Annotated in this window: 17 protein-coding genes, 1 tRNA gene and 1 pseudogene; 16 read left to right on the top strand and 3 right to left on the bottom strand. The window is 43.0% G+C overall.

The features are described 5' to 3' along the window. The 8 genes from nuoH (at position 1) to proB (ending at position 8,812) form a co-directional block, all read left to right on the top strand. Positions 1-1,050: an NADH-quinone oxidoreductase subunit NuoH gene (gene nuoH / locus BGI33_RS04975; RefSeq protein WP_037407263.1), complete on the top strand. Its 1,050-nt coding sequence runs from the start codon at positions 1-3 to the stop codon at positions 1,048-1,050. Positions 1,051-1,068: 18 nt separating this feature from the next. Beyond that, a complete protein-coding gene (nuoI, locus tag BGI33_RS04970; protein WP_100090208.1) occupies positions 1,069-1,548 on the top strand; it encodes an NADH-quinone oxidoreductase subunit NuoI in 480 nt (159 codons plus the stop codon). A gap of 9 nt (positions 1,549-1,557) precedes the next feature. Then, positions 1,558-2,211: an NADH-quinone oxidoreductase subunit J gene (locus BGI33_RS04965; RefSeq protein WP_100090207.1), complete on the top strand. Its 654-nt coding sequence runs from the start codon at positions 1,558-1,560 to the stop codon at positions 2,209-2,211. Next, a complete protein-coding gene (gene nuoK / locus BGI33_RS04960) occupies positions 2,208-2,513 on the top strand; it encodes an NADH-quinone oxidoreductase subunit NuoK (protein ID WP_100090206.1) in 306 nt (101 codons plus the stop codon). Before BGI33_RS04965 ends, nuoK begins: the two co-directional genes overlap by 4 nt. Positions 2,514-2,538: 25 nt before the next feature. Next, positions 2,539-4,563 (top strand): NADH-quinone oxidoreductase subunit L, encoded by a 2,025-nt coding sequence (gene nuoL, locus BGI33_RS04955; RefSeq protein ID WP_100090205.1) that lies wholly within the window; start codon positions 2,539-2,541, stop codon positions 4,561-4,563. A 37-nt stretch (positions 4,564-4,600) separates the two neighbouring features. Next, positions 4,601-6,094 carry an NADH-quinone oxidoreductase subunit M gene (locus tag BGI33_RS04950; protein ID WP_100090204.1) on the top strand — a complete coding sequence of 498 codons (1,494 nt, stop codon included), beginning with the start codon at positions 4,601-4,603 and terminating at the stop codon, positions 6,092-6,094. A gap of 10 nt (positions 6,095-6,104) precedes the next feature. Further along, entirely contained in the window at positions 6,105-7,547 is a 1,443-nt protein-coding gene (nuoN, locus tag BGI33_RS04945; RefSeq protein ID WP_100090203.1) for an NADH-quinone oxidoreductase subunit NuoN, read from the top strand. Positions 7,548-7,678: 131 nt separating this feature from the next. Next, positions 7,679-8,812, top strand: a complete 1,134-nt coding sequence (proB, locus tag BGI33_RS04940; RefSeq protein WP_100090202.1) for a glutamate 5-kinase — start codon at positions 7,679-7,681, stop codon at positions 8,810-8,812. 290 nt (positions 8,813-9,102) lie between these two features. On the opposite strand, the pseudogene BGI33_RS13720 reads toward proB, so the two are convergent. Beyond that, positions 9,103-9,259, bottom strand: a pseudogene (locus tag BGI33_RS13720) (transposase); the annotation flags it as partial. Positions 9,260-10,358: 1,099 nt separating this feature from the next. Here BGI33_RS13720 and phoB point away from each other — a divergent pair. The 8 genes from phoB to BGI33_RS04910 all read left to right on the top strand — a co-directional run bounded on the left by phoB (position 10,359) and on the right by BGI33_RS04910 (position 16,593). Next, positions 10,359-11,045 (top strand): phosphate regulon transcriptional regulator PhoB, encoded by a 687-nt coding sequence (gene phoB / locus BGI33_RS04930; RefSeq protein WP_100090244.1) that lies wholly within the window; start codon positions 10,359-10,361, stop codon positions 11,043-11,045. A 46-nt stretch (positions 11,046-11,091) separates the two neighbouring features. After that, positions 11,092-12,447, top strand: coding sequence for a phosphate regulon sensor histidine kinase PhoR (phoR, locus tag BGI33_RS04925; protein WP_100090201.1), 1,356 nt, complete (start codon positions 11,092-11,094; stop codon positions 12,445-12,447). A 13-nt stretch (positions 12,448-12,460) separates the two neighbouring features. Further along, a tRNA-Lys gene (locus tag BGI33_RS04920) sits at positions 12,461-12,536 on the top strand. A 320-nt stretch (positions 12,537-12,856) separates the two neighbouring features. Beyond that, entirely contained in the window at positions 12,857-13,075 is a 219-nt protein-coding gene (locus BGI33_RS14155) for a transposase (RefSeq protein ID WP_373885218.1), read from the top strand. 67 nt (positions 13,076-13,142) lie between these two features. Continuing rightward, positions 13,143-13,484 carry an IS3 family transposase gene (locus BGI33_RS14150; protein WP_373885216.1) on the top strand — a complete coding sequence of 114 codons (342 nt, stop codon included), beginning with the start codon at positions 13,143-13,145 and terminating at the stop codon, positions 13,482-13,484. Beyond that, positions 13,481-13,639, top strand: a complete 159-nt coding sequence (locus BGI33_RS14145; RefSeq protein WP_373885215.1) for a hypothetical protein — start codon at positions 13,481-13,483, stop codon at positions 13,637-13,639. Before BGI33_RS14150 ends, BGI33_RS14145 begins: the two co-directional genes overlap by 4 nt. Before the next feature lie 8 nt (positions 13,640-13,647). Next, positions 13,648-13,935 carry an integrase core domain-containing protein gene (locus tag BGI33_RS14140; RefSeq protein WP_100113218.1) on the top strand — a complete coding sequence of 96 codons (288 nt, stop codon included), beginning with the start codon at positions 13,648-13,650 and terminating at the stop codon, positions 13,933-13,935. A 171-nt stretch (positions 13,936-14,106) separates the two neighbouring features. Further along, positions 14,107-16,593 carry an autotransporter outer membrane beta-barrel domain-containing protein gene (locus BGI33_RS04910; RefSeq protein WP_100090200.1) on the top strand — a complete coding sequence of 829 codons (2,487 nt, stop codon included), beginning with the start codon at positions 14,107-14,109 and terminating at the stop codon, positions 16,591-16,593. A gap of 46 nt (positions 16,594-16,639) precedes the next feature. Here the strand turns inward: BGI33_RS04910 and pgl are convergent, their stop codons facing one another. Beyond that, positions 16,640-17,335, bottom strand: a complete 696-nt coding sequence (gene pgl / locus BGI33_RS04905; protein ID WP_100090199.1) for a 6-phosphogluconolactonase — start codon at positions 17,333-17,335, stop codon at positions 16,640-16,642. 282 nt (positions 17,336-17,617) lie between these two features. Beyond that, positions 17,618-18,769 (bottom strand): autotransporter outer membrane beta-barrel domain-containing protein (locus BGI33_RS04900; protein ID WP_144235366.1); only part of this gene is annotated, 1,152 nt, incomplete at its 5' end.

Below are 18,769 nucleotides of genomic sequence, written 5' to 3'. Positions count from 1 at the left end.
ATGCAAGCGTGGTTTCAACAATTACTGGGTAACGACTTCGGCTTACTGGTGTCTGTCATCGTCAAAATAGTCATCATTATGTTGCCGCTGATTCTTACCGTGGCTTACCTGACTTATTTTGAGCGTAAAGTTATCGGTTATATGCAGCTGCGTGTCGGCCCAAACGTAACCGGCCCTTATGGTTTAATTCAGCCATTCGCTGATGTATTAAAACTATTATTTAAAGAAGTCACCCGCCCATCACAGGCAAATAAGGCATTGTTCTATATCGGGCCAATGATGTCACTGATGCCAGCATTTGCTGCCTGGGCAGTGATTCCGTTCAGTGAAAGCTGGTTTCTAACCAGAATCAATGCCGGTTTGCTCTATATCCTGATGATTACCTCTCTGTCTGTATATGGTGTCATCATTGCCGGCTGGGCTTCCAACTCTAAATATGCCTTTCTGGGCGCCATGCGTGCTTCGGCACAAACCATATCCTATGAAATAGCGATGGGTTTTGCCTTGATTGGGGTGATAATGGTATCCGGCAGCATGGATTTTCACGATATTGTGATGGCACAAGCCAAAGGTTATGCCGGTGGTTCGGTTTTTTCATGGAACTGGTTACCTTTGTTCCCATTATTTGTGGTGTATCTGATTTCCGCAGTGGCCGAAACCAATCGTGCTCCGTTTGATGTGGCCGAAGGTGAGTCGGAAATTGTTGCTGGTTTTCATGTTGAGTATTCTGGTTTTGCTTTCGCCTTATTTTTCCTGGCCGAATATATATTCATGATTCTGGTAGCTGCCCTGACTGCACTGTTGTTCTTTGGTGGCTGGTTATCACCTTTCCCGCAAAGCTGGGGCTTCATTGGGACACCAAGCGTACTGTGGATGTTCCTGAAAATGGCGCTGGTGTTGTACTTTTACCTGTGGATACGGGCAACTTTCCCGCGCTACCGCTACGATCAGATTATGCGTCTGGGCTGGAAAGTACTGATTCCGGTAACCATCGTCGCAGTGATTGTATTGGGTTTATGGATGATTTCACCCCTGTCTTTATGGCGTTAAACAGGGAGAGGCACTGATATGGCAAATATAATTAAAACTTTTCTGATGACCGAGTTGCTTTCGGGCATGAAAGTAACCTTAAAGAACTTTTTCGCACGTAAAGAAACCATTTATTTCCCTGAAGAAAAAACCCCACAATCGGTTCGGTTTCGTGGTCTGCATGCGCAGCGGCGCTATCCCAATGGCGAAGAACGCTGTATTGCCTGCAAACTGTGTGAAGCTGTGTGTCCGGCGATGGCGATTAATATCGAGTCGGAAAAGCGCGAGGACGGTACACGGCGAACAACCCGTTATGATATCGATCTAACTAAATGTATCTTCTGCGGTTTCTGTGAAGAAGCCTGTCCAGTAGACGCCATTGTAGAAACACAGATTTTCGAATATCACGGTGAAAAACGCGGAGATCTGTATTTCACTAAACCCATGTTGCTGGCAATTGGCGATCGCTATGAAAAGGATATCGCCAAATGCAAAGCCGCAGATGCACCGTATCGCTAAGGGGTAGTCATGAATTTACCATTAATACTGTTTTATGTATTTGCCGCGGTTATTCTGCTTGGCGCAATAAATACAGTGATTGCCAAAAATCCGGTACATGCAGTTTTGTTTCTGGTGCTGACATTCTGTGCCAGTGCCATGATGTGGATTCTGATGCAGGCCGAATTTCTGGGCATTGTGCTGGTAGTGGTCTATGTAGGAGCAGTAATGGTACTGTTCCTGTTTGTCATCATGATGCTCAATATTGATATTGAACAGATGCGCGCCGGATTTTGGCGCCATGCACCTATTGCCGCACTGGTAGGTATTCTCACCGCCGCACTGCTGATTGTGATTCTGGTGAATCCGCAGCTGGATCTAGCACATCTGGGAACAGATAAGCCGTTGCCGGCCGATTATAGTAATGTACGCGACTTAGGTATGCAGATTTACACTACCTATCTGTTACCGTTCGAACTGGCTGCCATATTACTGGTGCTGGGGATGGTAGCAGCCATTGCACTGGTACACCGACAAACGCATAATCCACGCCGTACCAATCCGGCCGAACAGGTTAAAGTACAGGCAAAAGACCGCTTCCGTATGGTGAAAATGCAACCTGAAGTAACTACACCAGTAACCGAAACCAGTGAAGAAGTGACAGAAGGGGAGAAAAAAGCATGATTACCTTAACCCATTATCTGGTTCTCAGCGCGATATTATTTGCCATTTCTGCCATGGGTATTTTTATGAACCGCAAAAACGTACTTGTGCTGCTGATGTCAATCGAATTAATGCTGCTGGCGGTGAACTTTAATTTCGTGGCTTTTTCCCGTTATCTCGGTGACACAGCTGGACAGATTTTTGTCTTTTTTATTCTGACAGTCGCTGCGGCAGAATCTGCTATTGGTCTGGCGATTATGGTGCTGATTTTCCGTAACCGTCAGAGCATCAACGTACAGGATCTGAATAGCCTCAAAGGCTAACGGGTGAGAGGAACAAGAGAAAATTATGTCTATTTATCTGATTATTGCTTTGGCTCCGCTCATCGGTTCACTGCTGGCCGGCTTGTGTGGCAAGCTGATTGGTCGTAGGGGAGCACATAGCGTTACCATTGCTGGTGTGGCCATTTCTGCAGCGTTGTCTGCCTGGGTGCTTTATGGCTTTATGAACGGCACCCGCCAGCCTTTTGATGAAAATGTTTATACCTGGCTGACCATGGGCGGACTGGACTTTTCAGTTGGCTTCCTGATTGATACCCTTACCGCCACCATGCTGGTGATTGTCACCAGTGTGTCACTGATGGTGCATATCTACACCATTGGTTACATGAGTGATGATGATGGGTATCAGCGCTTCTTCAGCTATATCTCCCTGTTTACCTTTTCCATGCTGATGCTGGTAATGAGTAATAACTTTATCCAGCTATTCTTTGGCTGGGAAGCAGTGGGGCTGGTATCTTATCTGCTGATTGGTTTTTACTTCAAACGTGATAGTGCCATTTTTGCCAACCTGAAAGCATTTCTGGTTAACCGCGTTGGGGACTTTGGCTTTGTGTTGGGGATTGGCTTGATACTGGCCTATTTTGGCGGCAGCCTGCGCTATGTTGATGTGTTCCAGCATATTGATCAAGTGAAAAATGCCACCATCGAACTGATTCCTGGTCATCCGTGGTCACTGATTACCGTTACCTGTATTCTGCTGTTCGTAGGGGCGATGGGTAAATCTGCACAGTTTCCATTGCATGTGTGGCTGCCGGATTCAATGGAAGGTCCGACTCCGATTTCTGCGCTGATTCACGCCGCTACCATGGTGACAGCCGGTATTTTCATGGTGTCACGTATGTCACCGCTATATGAACTGTCTGATACCGCACTGGGTGTGATTATGGTATCTGGTACCATTACCGCGCTGTTTATGGGTTTTCTGGGCATGATTCAGAACGATATCAAGCGTGTGATTGCCTATTCCACCCTGTCACAACTTGGTTACATGACCGTAGCACTCGGTGCTTCAGCCTATAATATTGCCGTCTTCCATGTAATGACCCATGCTTTCTTCAAAGCCCTGTTATTCCTTGCGGCCGGTAGTGTGATTATGGGCATGCACCATGATCAGGATATGCGTCATATGGGCGGCTTGCGCAAGTATATGCCGGTAACGTGGATTTGCATGCTGATTGGTTCCCTGTCGCTGATTGGTACACCATTCTTCTCTGGCTTCTATTCCAAGGATTCCATTATCGATGCAGTAAAAGCGTCAAACCTGCCTTTCAGCAGTATTGCCTATGTCGCACTGGTAGCCAGTGTGTTTGTGACCGCTTTCTACTCATTCCGCCTGTATTTTATGGTTTTTCACGGCGAAGAAAAATGGCGTAAAGCCGGGCATGGCGAGCATCATCATGGCGAAGAGCACCATGGTCTGCGCCCACAGGATAATCCACATGAAAGCCCGCTGGTGGTAACTATTCCGCTGATTCTGCTAGCTATTCCTTCAGTATTTGTCGGCATGTGGGCCATCAAACCGATGCTGTTTAGTGATTTCTACCAGCATGTGATATTCATTAACAGTGCGGCACATCCGGCGCTGGCCTCTGTAGAAGAGGAATATCACGGCATCTTTGCCATGGCCTTACATAGCCTAACTACTCCTGTGTTATGGCTGGTGATTGCCGGGGTAGTACTGGCGTGGTTCTTCTACATGAAAAAACCACAGATTCCGACCAGAATCGTGGCGTCTATCCGTCCGGTTTATACCCTGCTGGATAACAAATACTATCTGGATGCGCTTTACTATAACGTTTTTGCCAAAGGCAGCCGCCTGCTGGGAACGTTGTTCTGGAAAGTAGGCGACGTTTTCATCATTGATAAATTAATCGTTAACGGTACTGCACGCGTGGTTGCTACTGTTGCAGCACTGGTACGACGGATTCAGACCGGCTACATCTATACCTATGCAACCGCAATGGTGGTTGGTGTGTTCGTGCTGGTAGCGTGGACTTTCTGGCCGTTGCTGAAAACGATGTTCGGCGGTTAATTGAAGGCATTCAACTTGGTATCTTTAGGCTATAAATATGTACGATAACTTACTCAGTTTGGCGATTTGGCTGCCTGTAGCGGCCGGCATCGTAGTGCTGGCGACCGGTTCAGACAGGCATGCTGGTATAGCCAGAGTGCTGGCCTTAATCGGTGCGCTGGTTTCTTTTTTAATCACCTTACCGCTGTTTTTCAAATTTGACCGTTTAAATGGTGGCTTCCAATTCACAGAATTTCATTTCTGGATTGAAAGTCTCAACATCAACTATGCATTAGGTGTTGATGGCCTGTCTGTCCTGTTTGTGATTCTGAACAGCTTCACAACCTTACTGGTGGTGATGGCTGGCTGGCAGGTTATTCAGAAGCGGCCGGCACAGTATATGGCTGCTTTCCTGATTATGTCGGGATTGATTAATGGCGCGTTTGCGGCCATGGATGCCATTCTGTTCTACGTGTTCTTTGAAGGCATGCTGATTCCGATGTATCTGATTATCGGTATCTGGGGTGGCCCAAGACGCGTATACGCATCCATCAAGTTTTTCCTGTATACCCTGATGGGGTCGCTGCTGATGCTGGTAGGGTTTGTGTACCTGTCTATGCAGACTGGCGGTTTCTCAATTGAAGCATGGCACAACATCAAACACATTGCCATGACTGCGCAGATTTTGCTGTTTATCGGCTTTTTCCTGTCTTTTGCGGTGAAAGTGCCGATGTGGCCAGTACACACATGGCTACCGGATGCGCACGTAGAAGCACCTACTGGCGGTTCAATGGTACTTGCTGCCATTACCCTGAAGATCGGTGGTTATGGCTTCCTGCGTTTTATTCTGCCTATCCTGCCGGATGCTGCACGTTATTTTGCGCCGGTAATGATTGTACTGAGTCTGGTAGCGGTGATTTATATTGGTATGGTAGCGCTGATACAGACAGATATGAAAAAACTGGTGGCTTATTCTTCCATTAGTCACATGGGTTTTGTCACCTTAGGCTTCTTCCTGTTTACAGGCGGGTATTTGAATGACTGGGCTTTTAAAGGTGCCATCATGCAGATGGTGTCACACGGTTTTGTTTCGGCTGCCATGTTCATGAGTATTGGCGTAATGTATGACCGCATGCATACCCGTGATATTTCTGCTTACGGTGGTGTGGTAAACAGTATGCCGGTATTTGCCTCTTTCATGCTGCTGTTTGCCATGGCCAACGCCGGCTTGCCCGGTACTTCCGGTTTTGTGGGCGAATTCATGGTAATTGTCGGCGCAGTAAAAACCAATTTCTGGATTGGTGCTCTGGCAGCGTTAACCCTGATTTATGGTGCAGCCTATACCCTGTGGATGTTTAAACGAGTTATTTTTGGCACCATCAAAAACCCCGAAGTTGAGCAATTAAAAGATGTGAATAAACGCGAACTGCTTATTCTGGTGATTCTGGCTATAGCGGTACTCGGTTTTGGTTTGTATCCCGAACCATTTATCGCCGTTGTCCATCAGGCAGCAAATGATTTAATTGTCCAAGCGGCACAAAGCAAACTGTAAGGAAATGTGAATGAACTGGACAGATTTAACAATATTTCCCGCTGTACCGGAACTGGTGCTGACTGTAGTGCTGTTTACAGTGCTGCTGGTGGATTTATGGCTCAATGACAGACAACGCTGGATAACCTGTACCCTGTCAATTATCGGATTGATATTAACGGCAGTAGTACAGTGTCTGGTTTGGACGGAACAGCCACAATATGCTTTCCATGATATGTTTGTATTGGATGGCATGGCGCAGTTAGCCAAGTTATGTATGTATGTTCTGGTTATTGCCCTGTTTATTTACAGCCAGACTTATCTGCGTGCCAAAAATATCTATCAGGGCGAATTTTATACACTTACCCTGTTTGCCTTACTGGGTATGAATATCATGGTTTCAGCATGCCATTTCCTTACCCTGTATGTAGGGCTGGAATTGCTGTCACTGGCACTGTATGCCCTGATTGCCCTGCAACGCGACAATGGCCGTGCGGCTGAAGCAGCGCTGAAGTATTTTGTGCTCGGCGCGCTGGCTTCTGGTTTGCTGCTATATGGTATTTCACTGATTTATGGCGCAACGGGTACTTTGCAGTTACAGCAAGTGCTGGCTGCCAGTGAAGGCAGTGCCAATCCGTGGTTATTAAAGCTGGGCGTAGTATTTATAGTAGCCGGCATTGTATTTAAACTGGGCGGCGTGCCTTTCCATATGTGGGTGCCAGATGTGTATCAAGGTTCGCCTACTGCTGTCACCGCACTAGTAGGTACAGCACCGAAAATTGCCGCAACAGTATTTGCTTTCCGCATTCTGGTCTATGGCTTGCTCACTCAATGGGAAAGCTGGCGTGAATTACTGTTGATATTGGGTATTGCTTCATTGTTGGTGGGTAATCTGGCTGCCATTATGCAAACCAATATCAAGCGTATGCTTGGCTTCTCAACAGTAGCGCATATGGGCTTTATTCTGCTGGCGTTGCTGGCTGGAGAAACTGGTTGTACCGCAGCCATGTATTACGCTATCACCTATGCTTTAATGGCTTCTGTAGCGTTTGCCATCCTGATGCTGTTGTCCGGCAGAGATGTTGAATGTCAGAATATCAGCGATCTGGCTGGCCTGAACCAGAAAAATGCCTGGTATGCATTTTTAATGCTGCTGGCGATGTTTTCCATGGCCGGTATTCCGCCGTTGATGGGCTTTTATGCCAAACTGGCGGTTATCAAGGCATTACTCGCCAGTGGTTATCTGTGGGTTTCTGTGTATGCAGTAGTAATGTCACTTATCGGTGCTTTCTATTATCTGCGTGTGGTTAAAGCCATGTATTTTGATACACCCGATTCCGTTGCAGAGCCTGTTTTTAACATGACCTTTCTGGGCAAGCTGGTTTTATCCGTTAACGGTTTGCTGTTACTGCTATGGGGTATTTTGCCAGATGGTGTGATGGCCTGGTGCGTACAGGCATTGCTGCATAGTTAAATCACTTTGCTTTTTTCCAACAGCAGCCTTAATGGCTGCTGTTTTTGTAACTGCTAAACCCACTTATCAAAGGTCATAACCACAGGTAAAATAGCTAATTAAATCGTTGAAATAACAACTGCATGGTAAACATGGATAATTCAGAATTTGATATTCGCCAAACTGAATGTGTGGTGGTAAAAGTAGGTTCCAGCCTTGTTACCAATGGCGGACATGGGGTAGACCAGAATATTTTGAATAACTGGGCTCAGCAGATTGCACAATTGCGGTCTCGTGGTATTCAGGTAGTACTGGTTTCCAGTGGTGCGATTGCAGAAGGAATGAAACGGTTGGGCTGGCAGGTACGCCCCAAAGCGATTAACGAATTACAGGCGGCGGCGGCTGTAGGACAGATGGGGCTGGCACAGGCATATGAAATAGCATTTGAGTCACTGCGTATCCAGACAGCTCAGATTTTACTCACTCACGATGATTTAAGTCATCGTACCCGCTATTTGAATGCTCGCAGTACGATTCGTACCCTGCTGGAGCAGGGGGTGGTACCGATTATTAATGAAAATGATTCCGTTACCATTGATGAAATCAAGCTCGGTGATAATGATACTCTGGGGGCACTGGTAACGAATCTGATTGAAGCCGATATACTCATTATCCTGACAGATCAGGATGGATTGTATGACCGCGACCCGCGCCAGCATATCAATGCCAGATTTATTCATAAAATTGCAGCCAACCATCCGGGTCTGGAAAGTATGGCCGGTGGTGCAGGTAGCAGTGTGGGTACGGGGGGAATGTATACCAAAGTACTGGCTGCGAGACGGGCTGCTTTGAGTGGTGCGGCAACCTGTATTGCCAATGGACATGCCGATAATGTGCTTTTGCATTTGCTTAATGGTAACAAGGTCGGTACATTATTTACACCAGATGATAACCGGCTGAATGCGCGTCAGCAGTGGTTATTAGGGCAGTTACAACTGGTGGGTAAATTGACTATTGATGGTGGTGCAGTTCAAGCACTTACAATGCATAATTCTAGTTTATTATCAATAGGTTGTATTGATGTTGCTGGTCGTTTTGATCGTGGTGCGTTAGTTTCTGTATGTAATCAGACTGGTACCGAAATTGCTCGTGGTCTGATTAATTATAATGACAGAGAAATATCACGATTATTGCACCAGCCCTCATATATGATTGAAGATATTTTGGGTTATGTAGCTGAGGAAGAAGTAATGCATCGTGATAATATGGTTTTATGCCGTTTGTAGTTGTTACTCTTGCCGTTAATAATATTCTAATATGTTATGAATATAATACAATAACTCATTTTTTTATAAATAGACATTTAAAAACAGCTTTATACGAAAGGTATGAAGCCGTTTTATGCACTTGCCGAATTAGTGTCATATTTAAGAGACATATACTCTTCAGTATCATGGGTAACTTGAACAGACCCTAATAACTGATACAGTTTTGTAATAGGAGTTTGATAAACAAGCACAACAAAAAAGAGCAAAATATGTATTCAGCAATAAGCTTTAAATATTAAATCCTTTTATCCATCCACACAAACAATTAAAATATCTTCTACCCCTCGGTTTTAAGCTCCGTTAGCATGGATAGCCAAAACTTAGCTCGTTCATTTCTGCCATCCATAACCCCAATAGCTCTTTTTGACCATCAAGAATAATGGCTAATGACAGTATAACTATTTTAGGACGTAGTTACGAACAGAGTTGAATGGTTTGGTCAATATATTTAATAATTATGCAAGAAATGAATAAGAAAAACTTTAAATTAGCGATAAAAGCCTAAGCAAAAGTTTTTTACTTAACTGTTTGCTTACTCTATCTAAATCTAAGCAAATTTTTTACTAGATAGCGGTTATCGACTAAATAAATGTTTTTTGTTTAGTCGATAACCGTACTAATTCATGCTTTGATATAACCAATTAATTAGCAAACTAAACAAAAAACTATACATTTTGTTTAGTTTGCTAATTATAAACAAATCAAACCAACCTAATAGTCCCATGCTTTCTGCAATAGAATTAGTTTTCTCAACACTTGCAAGTAAAACAGAGAAATAATGATAAAAAACAAGGCTACTATGCGATTTAATTTATGCACCACTATACACTTGAAATAAACATAGATACGCCATATAAACGCTTGAAATCGACATTGCACAACAGTTTAAATAATGTTTAAGAATTATTTATAATTTGCCCAAAATATTCCAAAAATTGCGCAATTTTCGTGCAAATAGGTTCAAAAGCTGAATTTCAAATTTTTGCCCTTTTCTCCTTCCAAAACTCCTATATTTCAACCTTTTTTATGTGAGGCAGAAAAGTTTAAAAGAAAGCACTGCCCTACAAATTTGTTAATTTAGTATGGAATCATTAATTAATTCAGGTATAAGGATAAAAGATTGATGGCATTTTCAAAAAATAATTATATTTGATTAGTTATATCGTTTTGAATAATTTATCTTTCAATAACAAAAATTTATGCCAAAAATTTTACTCAAATCAGCCTTTATTTAATGCAAATCAAATAAAAATATTATTTAGAGTTGCACTTTAAAACAGAATTAGATGATTATTTCAGCTCTTTATTATAGTTTTGATTTATGCTGAAAAAGTAAGCGGTAGCAATTTATAAAACAATCAGGCTAGTGTGAACGAAAATACAGCTAGTCATACGGATTAAATTTTATAATTATGCCTTTGCTAATATATGGATGATTGGTTTTACTCTTTTGAATCTTTATATTAATCTGTCACAGTTGTTGATCTGGTTTAGGGTAATGATTATGACGATGGTCAATATATTGGTGGTGGAAGATGAGGATGCAATTTCCACTCTGATTCAATTTACTTTAGAGCAAGCCGGTTTTACGGTACAAAGTATATCCAGTGTAGAAGAGGCATTGCCGCTATTGCAGTCGCAGTTACCTGATGTGGTTTTGTTAGACTGGATGTTGCCAGGGGTTTCTGGTTTACAGTTTATAAAGTATTTGCGTGATACAAACAGGACTCGTGATTTACCGATTATTCTGTTGACGGCACGAGGTGAAGAAACAGACAAGGAGCAGGGGCTGAATCTGGGTGCTGACGATTATATTACTAAACCTTTTTCACCACGAGAGTTGATTGCGCGTATTAATGCACTCCTGCGCCGACGTGCTCCGCAAAAAACCAGTACACCACTGCATATTCATGATCTGGAACTAAATCCACAGCAGCAGCGGGTGCAGGTAAACGGGAAAATTATCGCTTTTGGGCCAAGCGAATTCAAATTATTACATTTTTTTATGGCTCATCCCGATCGGATATATACCCGTAGCCAACTTCTGGACCTGGTGTGGGGTGATCATGTGTTTATTGAGGAACGCACGGTAGATGTTCATATTCGCCGCTTAAGACGCGGGCTTGAAACAGTTGGTTATGAACACCTAATACAGACAGTACGTGGTAGTGGTTACCGTTTTTCCCTGTAATCAGCAATAATAACTAAATTCATATTCGGCTGGAATATGCAACCTTATGTCTGAACTGCGTCATCATTTGTATTTAATACTGGCTACCCTGATAGCAGTAGTAGTACTGTCACTGCTCATAGGTGGCGTGCAGTTAATGCTGGTAGGTCTGTGTTGTTTGCTTTTTTTGTGGTTGGTAGGCTACTGGTATCATTTAATCAAACTGGTGCGCTGGCTGGAGCGGCCAAAGCTACGCAATGTGCCACATGGCATTGGTATCTGGAAGAATATTTTCAATACGCTGATGTTACAGGCTAAAAGTCGCAAAAAGCGCAAACAGAAATTGGGCGTGGCCTTACTGCGTTTTAACCGCATTGCCGAGACTATACCGGAAGGCGTACTGATTTTGGGGCTGGATGGACGCATTCAGTGGCTGAACCATGTGGCTGCCACGCATTTTAATCTGAATCCAGAGCGTGACAGTAATGGAATACTGGTTGAATTGATTGGAAATGTCCATTTTCAGCAATTCCTGAGTGAACAGGCACCGGAGTCAGGGGATATGAAGCTTACTATTGATAATAGCGGTAGTGGATTACCCCGAATATTAAATATTATTCGCACGCCGTTTGACGAACAGGCAACTCTGATTATTACTCAGGATATTACTGCTGCTGAACAGCTAAATGCTACCCGCACTGCTTTTGTGGCCAATGTTTCACATGAGCTGCGGACACCATTGACTGTTATCAATGGTTTTTTGGAAACATTGACCGATATGCCGGAACTACCTCAGGAGCAGCGCCAGTCATTTATTGCCCTGATGAGTAAAGAAGGCGCACGCATGCGTAATCTGCTGGCCGATCTGCTGACCTTATCCCGTCTGGAAAACCAAACCGATATCTCTATACACAGACAGCCAGTATATCTGACTGCTCTGGCAGAACAGGTAGTGCATGAAGCCAGAATTCTGTCCGCAGGTAAACATTCCTTTGTCTGTGAGCTGGCTACAGACATCTGGGTAAATGGTATTCAGCAGGATTTGTATAATGCTTTCAGCAATCTGTTGTTTAATGCTGTACGCTATACGCCGCCAAAGGGAACTATTGCCATCCGATTAAGAAGTGAACAGTGTCAGCATGATTCCTGGCAGGCAATTTTTCAGGTTAGTGATACCGGTGCGGGTATTGCTGCTGAACACATTCCGCACCTGACGGAGCGTTTTTATCGGGTGGATTCCGGCCGCTCACGCCAGAGCGGTGGTACTGGTCTCGGTCTGGCGATTGTCAAACATGCACTGGCTGAACACAGTGGTAAATTACAGATTAAAAGTGTGGTTGGCAGTGGCAGTACTTTTAGCGCCATATTGCCTCAGATGAAAAACAACGACAAAGGGCTTGACAGCCGCGCCACTCATGTCTAAAATGCGCGCTCTCGGGTCGTTAGCTCAGTCGGTAGAGCAGCGGACTTTTAATCCGTTGGTCGAGCGTTCGAATCGCTCACGACCCACCAATTCTCTTCTATGTATTTCAAAATTTTACGCATTCTCTCTACTGTAACCACTTTCTCCTCTGGTTTGTCTGCTGTGACAGAATTGTGATAAGTCTCTGTCATAATGTTATTAATCAATGTTATTAATCTTAGTTGCATATTTAACTAAGTTGTTCTGAAACCAAATGTGCAAATTTTTATACCACCTCTAAAGATTTCCAGCTTCCCGTTTTTTTAGTGCATAAAGTGATACCACGTTCTGTACTAACTGTAAGCACCTCCTAAAATAGTACAACTCCAAAGTAGAAAATTCTCTTTATTAACCCACAGAGGATTTAATCATGAAAAAAATGACTGAACATCAAATCGTATCTATTTTAAAAGAAGCTGAAGCCGGTATTCCTGTTAAAGAACTTTGCCGTAAATATGGCATCGGCAACTCGACTTTTTATAAATGGCGGCAAAAATACGGTGGTATGGAAACCTCCGATATCAAACGTTTAAGGAACTGGAAGCTGAAAACCGTAAGCTTAAGCAAATGTTTGCCGAGCTCAGTTTAAAATCTCAGCTTCAGGAGGAAATCATAAAAAAGCTCTAGTGCATACTAAGGTACGTAAAGCTTGGGCTGTGCAATTACAAGAAAGTCATCCTGTTGCTATTGCCATGAGCTGCGCAATTGTTGGCTTAAGCCGCTGTGCTTACTATTATCAACCTAAATTACCGGATGACTCGGTGATTGTGTCAGTACTCAGTGCTATCACTGACAGGCATTTACGCTGGGGCTTTCCCAAGTGTTTTAATCGTATCAGAAAGCTCGGCTATAAATGGAATCATAAACGTGTTTACCGGGTGTATTGTGAGTTAAAGCTTAATCTCAGGGTAAAGCGTAAACAACACATTCCTCCACGAAGCCCAGAAGGCTATCAGTACCCAATAAACAAGGTGAGTGCTGGTCAATGGATTTTATGAGTGATAGTAGTCGAAATCAATGGTGTTTTAGAACTTTCAATGTGATAAATGACTTTAATCGTGAGACGTTAGGCATTGATATTGCGATTAGTTTACCAGCAGGTAAATTACCTGTTATCTGGATAAGCTGGCCGAATATTATGGTTGTCCACTAAAAATATGAGTGGATAATGAACCGGAATTTACCGGAAAAACATTCATCGACTGGGCAAAGTCACATGGTATAACCATAGATTACATCAAACCCGGCAGCCCATATCAAAATGGCTTTATTGAACGATTTAACCGTTCGTACCGTACAGAGGTACTGGATTTATATCTTTTTAATAATCTGGAACAGGCAAGGAAGGTAACCGAAGAATGGCTAACAATTTATAACACTGAAAGACCTCATGAAGCACTAAATAATATGACGCCGATTGAGTATAAAACACTAAAACAAGTAGCATGATTTTCTACGTCAGTTTTGTACTAACTATGGGATATTTACAGTTATTATTCGCAGCTTAAGATGCCAAAAAAATATTTATCATTATCAAGCTGTGTAGAAATATTTAATTTAACATTAATTAACAAGTTGTGCTAATATGATTTACTGTATATCTATTAAGGTTAATTAGTGATGAAATCAGTTTATCCTCCATTGAAACTTAAAGCTTTAATGCTGGTGGTGCTAGGATGTTTGTCGGCTTATAGTATGGCTGATACTATTTGCCCTGCTTTGGATTCGTGTGAAGTTAATCCAGATGTGAATAATGGTAATAAGGTCATTGTTGCATCTGGGAAATATCGAAATGGAATACCCACTGTAGAGGAATTCAAGAGTTTATTCGAGGACGATGATATCCCGGGAGATACTGGTGTCCAAAGTTTTACAGTGTTTAATGTTTATGATTTGCCCGGTTCTACTAAACCGCCACGGGTGGAATTTTCTCCGAATACTGAAATTACGGTAGATACATCGTATCTAAATAATGTTGCGTATGGGCCATTCAGACAGGATGTAGAACATACAGGCGTAAGTTTTCACACAGAGAAAGCAGATGCACAGTTTGTGATACCTAAGAATGTTCATTTTAGCTTGCAAGGTCAGCCGAAAGAATTTAATGAGGGTATTATAGGAGTGGATCTTAATGGCGGTAATCTGAATTCTCAGGCAGATTTTACTATTACTGCACCTAATTCACTTGCATATTACATTTCACTTGGTGTGGCCGATATTCATGATTCTGTTATAAATTTAAGTAAGAATGCTGATTATTCATCTGCGATCCGTGTCGAAAGTATGGAGGAAGATCAGGATACTATAGTTAATATAAATAACATGAAAATACAAGGAAATGGGTATGGGAATGTCGGTATTGATGTGGCAAATCACAATCTGGAAAATCACAGTATTGCCAATGTTACCAATACGGAAATAAATTTTACCAACCCATTCAGCGCTGGTTTTTTTCTGAATAATGGGAGTGCAGTTAATATTGATGGCAGTACCATAAATTCCGGTATTGGTATCATGTTAGCTACTAATCAGGAAGTAGCTGCTCCACACGTCTTTAATATTAAAAATAGCAGTTTGATTGGGCAGGATGCTTTATTGGGTATTAATGACCATCGCACTTATATAGAAGGTGCTGAGGATGATGATGCAATAGGTGATGAAACAGTTGCGGCGCAACAACCACTTACTTTAACTGCAGATAACTCGCAATTGGCTGGGCGCATTTATATTGATCAGAATCCAAAGCTGGCACCAAAAGTAACGTTTAATCTGAAGAATGGTTCTTCCTGGCTGATTAATGGTAATAGTGAGCTGGATGAGCTGAATATTCACGATTCCAGTATTTCTTTTAGTAAAGGTGGCCAATTCAAGACGTTGACGATTCATGGTGATCTGAGCGGTAGTAATGGTTTGTTTAATCTGAATACCAGTCTGGCTGATCGGCAGGCGGATAAGATTGTGATTGAAGGTAAGGTACATGGTGAGCATAAGATCAGTGTATCTGATAGCCGTAAACGACCAAAAACACCGAATGGTCAGGTAACGCTGGTTGAATCCAAGGGTGGTGGTGATGGTTCGTTCACTATGGTGCAGGATTATGTAGATGCGGGTAAATACCGTTATTTCTTCCATCAGGAAGATGATAATAAATGGGTTTTGAGCAATGATAAGGGCGCAGCGTCTTCTGGTGGCGGTCATCATGGTTCTGATTATGAAATCAGTGATTTTGCCAATTCGCTGATCAGTATGCGTCAGGCTGCCAATCAGTTTGTGTATCAACTACAGGAACCGCTGAATGCGCGTCTTGCTAGTCTGAAATCGCAGTCTCGGGGTAATAATAATCTGTGGCTGGACAGTAATTATGCTAATGATCATTTTGATAGTACGGGCACCAGTGATGGTCTAGCTACGGCAGGCTTCAAGCAGAAGTCTTACAGTCTGCAATTAGGTTATGATCATGTTCTGCCATTGGGTGATGGTGATAAGAATCAGACGTATCTGGGTGCTTTTGTGGGACAAGGGCATTCAAGTGTGGACTTTAATGGCAATTATAAAGATGGTAATCTGAAGGCGATAACTACTGGTATTTATGTTGGCTGGCAAAATGCTGGCGGTTGGTTCGCAGATGCGGCTTACCGATACAGCCATCTGAAAACGTCTGCCAGTAAGATGGATAATTCTACATGGCATGCGAATAGTCTGAATGCTCAGTTGGGCAAAGATTTCAATCTGGCTGATAAGTGGGTGGTTACGCCGAAGCTCGGGATGACGGTTGGCCGGTTATCTGGTGATGAGTATACCAACAGTACTACTTTTTATCGCAGTAAGCTGGGAGCCGCAGTTAAAACTTCATTTGCTTTGAATAAGATAAGTTTGAATCCTTATGTAGGTGCATATTGGATGCATGATAAAAGTGGGCTGGGTCATGCTGTTGTTGATGATGAAAATCTGCGTATTGCAGGTGCTGGTAACAGTGGTTTGTATGAAGCTGGTCTGGGGGTAGATTTTGATCACAATAATCATGCTGACTTTAAGCTTAATTATGCCAATGGTCAGAAAACCGAACAGAAATTCGGAGTTAATCTGAATTACCGTTATTCGTGGTAAAAGGGAGTTTGATTTTAGATATTGCGCCAGCTTTGCTGGCGCATTTTTATTGTGCCAGATAAATCTGTATTTTTGGTTGCTGCTGTAATACAGCTCGGATGGGCATTTGGTCTGTATCGTTGCCAGCTAATGCCTGCTGAAATACCTGTTGCTGTTTTTTTCCTACTAGCTGGAGATATAGATGATGGCTATTGAGAATAACCGGCAGGGTTAATGAAATACGCTTATGTGGGGCAGTGAGAGGCTGCATATCAATAACCATTCTGTTGGAATGCATATCCAGTCCTTTGCTGAGGTTTTCTGCATGGGGGAACAGTGATGCTGTGTGGCCATCTTCACCCATTCCTAATACCAGTACGTCTATTGGTAAGGGCAGGGCTTGCTGTAATCGGGTATGGATTTCATCGATACTGTCACCGGGAGCATCGGCTATGGTTTTAAGGCTGATGAAATGTGCATTTTTGGCTTGATTCTGTAATAAATGCGTACGCATTAAACGCTCATTGCTGTCTTCATGCTCTTTGTCTACCCAACGCTCATCTACTAAGGTGATATAGATTTTTTCCCAAGGTAGAGGTGTGCGGCTTAATATCTGGAGCAGCTCTATAACAATAGGTCCGCCGGAAAGTGCCAGTGATGCTTGAGAGCGCTGGACAATTGCTTGTTGTAGGTTATTGCTGATGGCAGTAGCAAGAGCTGTGTTCATTGCTGTGCGTGTTGGGTATTCATGCGGCTGATACATGATTATTTCCTCCGTTTGTTTCAATGTATTTTTACGCAGAAGATGGCAAGCTGTAATGATGACTTCTATTCGGTATTTTCTGTTTGTGATTTAAAATTTGCTTTGAAGTATTTAAGTTGGTTCAATTATTCTCATGTATTGAGTTAATATGCTTTTAATAGGGTAATTGTTGTTAAATAATTCAATATATTTGATATCTTAGCTGTCTGAATGAATAGGTAAAGGTCAAATCCATCAAAATGGATTTGACCTTGATGATGTTGTATTTGGTTATTTGCTTGGTTACCAGTTAACTTTCAATCCTAGAGAACCGCTTATCGGTGTTTTTACTCGCGCATTACCGCCATTGGACCAAGTATGGCCGATTTCGCTGTACATTTTTATTCTCTCATTAATATTGTAAGTGGCACCTATAGCCAGTTCTGTGCTGGTATGCGAAGCACCGGAATGCAATGTTGTTGCTGCAACATTGGTGTTGTAGGTGGTTCGATCTGCTCCATCAGGCGAATAGAATAAGTTAACGCGGGCATAGGGATGCAGGATACCTTTGTTAAGTTGGTAGCTGCCTTGCATGCGTCCACCTAATCTGAACAGCCATGCATTATTATGATTGTGGCTGACGCTGGTGCGGCCGCTGATATCAGTGTCGTTTAAATCTAGCCACTGATGCACTATTTGTACTTGTGGTTCTATTTCCCAGTTGCTGTTGCTAAGGGTAAATGGTTTACCTGTTTCGATTGATGCGGTGAAACCATGGCCTTTCTGGGTGCTATTGTTATTACCATTGGGTTTGATGTCGACATGATGGTGTGCGCCTTGCAGGACGATATCAAGATAGGCACCGTTAGCATAAACATAATTACTATAGGCTCCGAGGAAGTAGGATTTTGATGTGTTTTTGCCTACTTTGCCATATATGCCGCTGGCAAAGCCATCAACATTCATATCACTATAGATATAACCTAAATAACCACCTATCCGCCAGCCTTGATTGTTCCAGATGTCACTACCAAGTTGCACGCCGGCATAGTTGCCGGTGGAGTGGACATCAGGAATACCGTCTTGTCGAATATCGGTTCGACCAGAAATGATGCGTCCCCAGCTCATGCGTTCATCTGGTGTTGGTGTGGTGCCAATCCTTTGATGCATATTGCCCAGCATGATGATATCAGTTTGCCGGAGTTGGGCAGCAACAGCAGCATACAGAGGAACTTCTTTTCGGTAAGTAGGTTTTAGTTTTGATGAATTATTACCTTTTTCTGGTTGGGTTGGGTTATTCGGGTCGCTCGGGTTATTCGGGTTATTCGGGTTATTCGGGTTATTCGGGTTATTCGGGTTATTCGGGTTATTCGGGTTATTCGGGTTATTCGGGTTATTCGGGTTATTCGGGTTATTCGGGTTATTCGGGTTATTCGGGTTATTCGGGTTATTCGG

It is taken from the genome of Snodgrassella alvi (genome assembly GCF_002777425.1).
Taxonomy (GTDB): Bacteria; Pseudomonadota; Gammaproteobacteria; order Burkholderiales; family Neisseriaceae; genus Snodgrassella; species Snodgrassella alvi_B.
This window is presented reverse-complemented; position numbering and strand designations above follow the sequence as displayed.